Here is a 6,155-nt window from a genome sequence, read left to right as displayed (position 1 = left end):
CGCGGCGAGCGGTACTACAGCTTGGCCAATCGGGTCCGTTCTACCTACCTGCGGCTGACGCCGGAGGATTACTACCTCTGGACGCTGATGGACGGCACGCGTTCGGTCAAGGAACTGATCATTGAATATTTCACGAAGTTTGGCTCGTTGGCGTTCGACCAGGTAGCGGAATTGGTCGTCCACCTGCGGCTGGACCACATGCTGACGGATCCGGTCGTCAATATCTACGCGTCTGTCCAGCGTCAACTCGCGAGGCGGCGGAGCCGGACCTTGCCCCGTCTCATCTGGCAGGTGATCACGGGCCAGCGTTCGTTCCGGGTTCATCACATCGACGGGCTCGTCACCGCGCTGCATCGCCGTGGCGGCGCGTTCCTCTACAGCCCTCCGATGCAGGTGGTCTACGTGGGGGCTTGCGCCATAGGGGGGTGGTTCTTCCTCCAGCACGTGATATCCGGGCGCTATCCGCTCTTCCAAATGGGCGGGTCGTACGGCAAGGGCGTGCTGCTGCTGCTGCTGCTCAACTATGTCGGCATTACCGTCCACGAATCGGCGCATGCGCTGACGTGCAAGCATTACGGTGCACACGTAAACGGCGCTGGGGTCATGCTCTACTATGGGCTGCCGGCCTATTTCGTCGACACGACGGATGTGTGGACGAAGCCCGCCGCCGCTCGCATCGCCACCTCTTGGGCCGGCCCCTACTCGGGCGTGATCCTGGCCGGGTTCGGCGCGATGGTCGTGCAGGCCATCCCCGGATCGCCGCTGGCGCCGATCCTGCACCGGCTCTCCTTTGTGTGGATCCTCGTCTTACTCTACAACGTGATCCCCCTCTTGGAGCTCGACGGTTACTTCATGCTGGTCGACTGGTTGGAGATTCCGATGTTGCGCGCCCGCGCCCTGGCGTTTTTCCGTCGGGATCTCTGGGGCCGCCTCCGCCGGCACGAACGACTCTTGGGACAGGAACGGTTGCTGGCCTGGTTTGGCGGGCTCTCCCTGGTGTTTTCGATCCTCGTCGTCGCCTCTGCGCTCGTGTCGTGGGAGTACTGGTTGAAGACGGCGACGCAGGCGCTGTGGGGGGGCGATCTGGGATCGAAAGCCCTGCTTGTCGTGCTGCTGCTTGTCCTCACCCTGCCGCTCGTGATGGGCCTGGGGAGCCGCGCCGCCTCGGCGACGAAGGCGGCGGCCCGCTGGACGCGGGAGCAGTGGCATCTGCCCCATGGCCACGCACTGCGGCAGCGAGAGGAGCTGTTGCGGGGCGTCCACTTCCTCTCCCCGCTCTCGCCCGATGAGCTCACGCAGGTCGCGATGCGGATGAGGCCGCATGCCTTTCATGCCGGGGAGACGGTTTTTCAACACGGCGCGGCATCGGATCGCTTCTACATCATCGAGCGAGGGGTTGCGGAGGCGTGGCTCGGCGACGAACCTCGGCCCCGCGCGCAACTGACGCGGGGGGACTATTTCGGGGAGACCTCCTTGCTCCAGAGGGTGAACTACCTCGGCACGGTTCGAGCGGGATCCCTGCTACGCGTCTTCTGGCTGGGGCGGAGCGACTTCGACCATTTCCTGGCCCCTCATGTAGCTGCCCACCTCGATGACCAGATCCTCACCTTGGACGCGCTCCGGCGGTTCCCAGCCCTGGCCGGCCTGTCCTCACGCGAACTCGACGCGCTGGCCGCGCGATTTCACAGGGAACAGTTTGCGCCCGGGGCGGTGGTGTTCGAGGAGCGCGACACCGGCGAAACCTTCTACATCGTGGAATCCGGCCAGGCGGAGGTGGTCGTGGGGGTGCACCGCACCGGGATCGTTGGCCACGGTGCGTGCTTGGGGGAGCTTGCGCTCTTCCACGGCCTCCCGCGGCAGGCCACTGTGCGTGCTCTCACGCCGCTCGTTCTGTACACGCTCAGCCGCCCGGATTTCGATGCCCTGGTCGCCACGACCCTACACCACGGGGCGGCCTGCGTCCTAGAAGCGGAGCCGGCCTCGGCCGGTCGAGCTGGAGCCGCCTGAGCATGGACTGCTGGATCTGCAAGCGGACGGCGCTGGGTGTCTGCCGGTTTTGCGGCCGTGGCATCTGCGAGGAACATGCCCGCTTTCATCCCTACGTCCTCTCGCTCTTTACGTCGCCCGGCACGAAGGGCGTCCGGGCACTGGTTGTGGAGGATGCGCTGCACTGCGGCGTGTGTAAGCCCCGCCCTGACCCGGTCGACCTGCCCGAGCTGGGCTAACGGGACACGGGCGGCGGAGGATGAGAAAGGAGGTGAGGACCGGAGTCCCGCATTGCGCGGTCATTCCGCGTGCGCACCACGTTCGACAGTATTGCCAAATCGATCTGGGGGTGACGGAAATGTCTAAGGCTGGGCTTGAGTCCTTTGTGCAGAAGGCGGTGGGAGACGAAGCGTTCCGCCGGCAGATGAAGGAGAACCCTGAGGCGGCGCTGGCCGGCTACGATTTGACCGCCGACGAGAAGGCGGCCATCAAGAGCGGGGATGCCGCCCGGCTCCGCGCGCTCGGTGTCGACGAGCGGATCACAAAGTCCACACTGTGGGATCCCACCGGGACAGGCGACACGAGACCCTGGTAGTTCAGTTCGGAAGACCCGAGGGGACAATGAAGCAGCGGGGGGCTGGCGCGTGGCGTCCAGCCCCCCGCCAGCTTGATTCGGGTGCGAGGACGATTGAGAGGTGTGCCATGCTGAACCTGGATGACCCGAGATTCCGCCTGAACGATCTGCTGACGAAATACGAGGCGCAGGCGCCGAGGGAGCCGGTCTCCCCGCCGGACGAAGCCCGGCAAGAGGCCATCGTTGAAGCGTTCGACCGGCTTGCGCGCCACATCATTCGTCCCGCCATGGAGGAGATCGGAGCGGAGCTGGAGCGGAGAGGCCAGGAGTACGAGATCCTCATCGCCCCCGGGCAGCAGATCATCATGCATCTCTACCCGCCGTTGCTGCGGCGGTCGGCATACACGACTTCGTGTTGCCCCTACGTCTCTTTTTGGAGAGACGCCTCAACCGCCAAGGTGCATATTGCCCAGAGCACGTTGATGCCAAACGGCCAAGGGTGCGCCGAGATCACCGATACGCTGCCGATAGAACAGGTCACGCGTCAGTATGTGGAAACCCAGATCCTCGATGTCCTGGGGAATGTCCTGGGCGCGGCAAAAGGATAACCCGGAGATCTGAACGGGCATCACCAATTTTATCTAGTCATAGGCTGTAGAGTGCGGGGCCCTCACAAATCCTGAAAGCGTTGCTAGATCGATTCGGTCCTGTCGAACTCACCGCCCAAACATGCGCCTCTGTGGAGGGAACGTCCATGCCCAAAGCTGTCGTCCTCACCCAGTACGGACCCCCAAATGTCCTCGTCTGGAGAGACGTACCGATGCCCGAGCCGGGCCCTGGCCAGGTGCGCATCCGAGTCAAGGCCGCGGGGATTATGCCCACCGATCTGCAGATCCGGCGTGGCGACCTCCGGGCCGTGTTCCCGCTTCCACCCGACGCAGTTCTCGGGTTCGAGGCGGCTGGGGTGGTCGCGGCGCTTGGGCCGTCCGTCTCGGGAGTCCAGGAGGGGGACGAAGTCGCCAGTCTCCTGCTCGGTCTAGGGGGCTATGGCGAGTATGCCCTCGCGTCCTCGTGGACCCCGAAGCCGCCCAACGTCAGTTGGAGCGATGCTGCCGCCCTGCCCGCGTCGGCGGAAGCCGCGGTGCGCATCTTGAAGCAGCTCGGGGTCTCACGGGGCGAGATCCTGCTCATTCTCGGTGCGGCCGGCTCGGTCGGGATGATCGCCACTCAGCTCGCCGTCTCCCGGGGCGTGACGGTCATCGGCGCCGCATCGGCGCGGGATCACGATCTTGTGCGCGACCTTGGCGGCGTCCCGGTCCTCTACGGCGCTGGCCTGGTCGATCGGGTACACGAGCACAGCCCGTCAGTGGACGCGGTACTCGACGCGGCCGGCAAGGGCGAGCTCGAAGATGCCATCGCCTTGGCTGGAGGTCCCGCAAGGGTGATGACTCTTGCCGATGAGCACGCGGCCGATCTGGGCGTTGCGTTCTCGGCGCCAACACCTGACCGCGCACCCGAAGCCGTCGATCAGACCATGCCGCTCCTTGCCTCCGGTGACCTCCGGCTCCGTCGCCAGCGCCGGCTCCCCATGGCCGACGCCGCCGAGGCCCATCGGCTACTGGAAAGCGGCGAGGCCCACAAGAAGTTTGTACTCGAAGCACAATGAGTGCACAGGGGAACGGTCAGACATCACCGCGCATGGCCACAGATGCCCGGCCCGGAGCACTAGCCCGAGCGCCGGGAGATCAGGGTTAGACGGGTTCCTCATCTTCTTCAAGCTCGATCTGCACCCGGTCATGCAGCTCGCGGGCGACAACGCCGACGGCATCGCGTATCTCCTCGAAGCCCTACACGTCGACGTCCCTGGAGCGTTGCTCGAGAGCTGAATAAAACGGGACTAGAGCAGGCCGCGTTGCACCGCCGCGACCGCCGCGTGCGCGCGATTGTCCACCCCCAGCTTCCTCATGGCCGACGTGAGGTGCGACTTCACGGTGCGTTCTCCGATACCGAGCGAGGCCGCGATCTCTTTGTTCAACAACCCCTCAGCGACGAGGCGCAGGATGGCCTGCTCGCGGTCGCTGAAGAGCGCGCGGAGCCGGGCCCCGCCGGTCGTGGAGACGCGCTCCGGATCGACGCTTGTGAACGGCTCAAGACCGGCCCGTGCAATGCCGACCACCTCATCCGCCGACAGCGTGCGCCCTTCCGTCACCGCCGTGCGATACGCCGATTCTCCCATCAGATCGCGTGCCTGGGCCATGATCTTCTCTTGTTCCTCTCGAACGCGGGGCCCAAACATAAGGGCGTCGCCCGTCGACTCACTCCACGCCTCCCCCGCGCCCAGCAGCCGCACGGCATGGTTGAGGTTGCCGAGGTGGGCGCTGATCAATGCCGCGGTTGCTACGCTATACCACCACGTGCGCAAGGGCGCTTGCTCGCGTGCGGGCGTCAGCGCCGAGGCCGCCAGCACGGCGGCTCCCGCATCATCTCCTCGCTTGAGCTTGACGCGGGCGAGGTCACTCATCACGCCCGCTGCCAGGCGTCTGTTTCCCAGTGTGCGGGAGAGGTCGAGGCTCTCGGTGAGGGCGGCCTCAGCCCCCTCGAGATCGTCAAGGAGCATGCGCGCCCACGCCAGCTGGAACAACGTGTGCGCTTGGCGTCGTAGATCGTGTTCCTCTCGCCACAGGGCGAGGCTCCGCTCCAACAGCGCCCGGGCTTCTCGGGGGTCGTCCTCGAGCAACACCACCGAGCTGAGGCGGGAAAGGGCGCGGGTCGTCGCAGCCGAATCGCCGATGCCCTCCGCAAGCTCGAACGCGTGCTGCAAAAGCCTGCGGGCCGCCGGTTGGTCGCCCAGCGATGCCGCGAGGGTAGCGGCGCCCTCGAGCGCCCTCGCGCGGAATCGCGAAGGGATATCCGGGCCCAGCGCAAGCGCCTGCTGCAACCACCGGCGCCCTTCCCGCAGGTTGCCGAGTACCCACCAGAAGTAGGCGAGCGCCCCCGCGAGGCGCATAGCCGTTTCGCCATCTCCCCGGTCCGTGGCCCACCGCAGCGCGGCGCGGAAGTTCTCATGCTCCTGCTCCACCCGCCGCAGCCATGCCCGTTCCTCCGGACCCCACACCTCCGGTTCCGCGCGCTCCGCCAGGGCGAGGTAGTAGGCGGCGTGGCGCTGTCGTGCGGTATCGAGCTCCCCGCTCGCCCCCAACCGTTCCAGCGCGTACTCGCGGATCGTCTCCAGCATCCGGTACCGTCGATCGGCGCCGTGGACGCCTTCGGTCTGTACCAGGCTCTTCTCCACGAGCGCCCCCAGCATGTGCCAGAGGGGGGAACCTGAGTCCCGATTCTGGACGATGGCCTCTGCCGCGTCAAGCGTCCATCCCCCCGCAAACACCGCTAACTGCCGAAACAGGATTTGCTCGCTGCCGGCCAACAGAGCGTAGCTCCATTCGATCGCGTCCCGAAGGGTGTGATGCCGGGCCGGCGCGTCGCGCGTCTCTTCCGTGGAGAGTAAGGCCGGCCCTTGCAATCGTGCCAGCATCGCTGCCGGCGACAAGACGCGACTGCGGGCCGCCGCGATCTGGATGGCCAGGGGCATCCCGGC

General features: G+C 66.1%; 6 protein-coding genes. 5 read left to right on the top strand and 1 reads right to left on the bottom strand.

Features of this window, described 5'->3' with window-relative positions; translation table 11 throughout:
• The 5 genes from VFP86_06440 to VFP86_06420 all read left to right on the top strand — a co-directional run.
• Positions 1-2,007: cyclic nucleotide-binding domain-containing protein (locus tag VFP86_06440; protein ID HET8999267.1), on the top strand; the 2,007-nt coding region annotated here is incomplete at its 5' end.
• A 2-nt stretch (positions 2,008-2,009) separates the two neighbouring features.
• On the top strand, positions 2,010-2,225 hold the full coding sequence (locus VFP86_06435; GenBank protein HET8999266.1) for a DUF2180 family protein: 216 nt from the start codon (positions 2,010-2,012) through the stop codon (positions 2,223-2,225).
• Positions 2,226-2,344: 119 nt separating this feature from the next.
• Positions 2,345-2,581, top strand: a complete 237-nt coding sequence (locus VFP86_06430) for an Os1348 family NHLP clan protein (GenBank protein HET8999265.1) — start codon at positions 2,345-2,347, stop codon at positions 2,579-2,581.
• A gap of 107 nt (positions 2,582-2,688) precedes the next feature.
• Complete coding sequence (locus tag VFP86_06425) at positions 2,689-3,168, top strand: hypothetical protein (GenBank protein ID HET8999264.1); 480 nt, start codon at positions 2,689-2,691, stop codon at positions 3,166-3,168.
• A 146-nt stretch (positions 3,169-3,314) separates the two neighbouring features.
• Complete coding sequence (locus VFP86_06420) at positions 3,315-4,226, top strand: NADP-dependent oxidoreductase (protein ID HET8999263.1); 912 nt, start codon at positions 3,315-3,317, stop codon at positions 4,224-4,226.
• A 231-nt stretch (positions 4,227-4,457) separates the two neighbouring features.
• On the opposite strand, the gene VFP86_06415 is transcribed toward VFP86_06420, so the two are convergent.
• Positions 4,458-6,155 (bottom strand): LuxR C-terminal-related transcriptional regulator (locus VFP86_06415; protein ID HET8999262.1); only part of this gene is annotated, 1,698 nt, incomplete at its 5' end.

This window comes from bacterium, assembly GCA_035703895.1.
Taxonomy (GTDB): Bacteria; Sysuimicrobiota; Sysuimicrobiia; order Sysuimicrobiales; family Segetimicrobiaceae; genus Segetimicrobium.
This window is presented reverse-complemented; position numbering and strand designations above follow the sequence as displayed.

Excerpts from the sequence above, each read along its gene's own strand:
- VFP86_06430 (HET8999265.1), top strand. The coding sequence starts at position 2,345 with ATGTCTAAGGCTGGGCTTGAGTCCTTTGTGCAGAAGGCGGTGGGAGAC.
- VFP86_06425 (HET8999264.1), top strand. The coding sequence starts at position 2,689 with ATGCTGAACCTGGATGACCCGAGATTCCGCCTGAACGATCTGCTGACG.
- VFP86_06435 (HET8999266.1), top strand. The coding sequence starts at position 2,010 with ATGGACTGCTGGATCTGCAAGCGGACGGCGCTGGGTGTCTGCCGGTTT.
- VFP86_06420 (HET8999263.1), top strand. The coding sequence starts at position 3,315 with ATGCCCAAAGCTGTCGTCCTCACCCAGTACGGACCCCCAAATGTCCTC.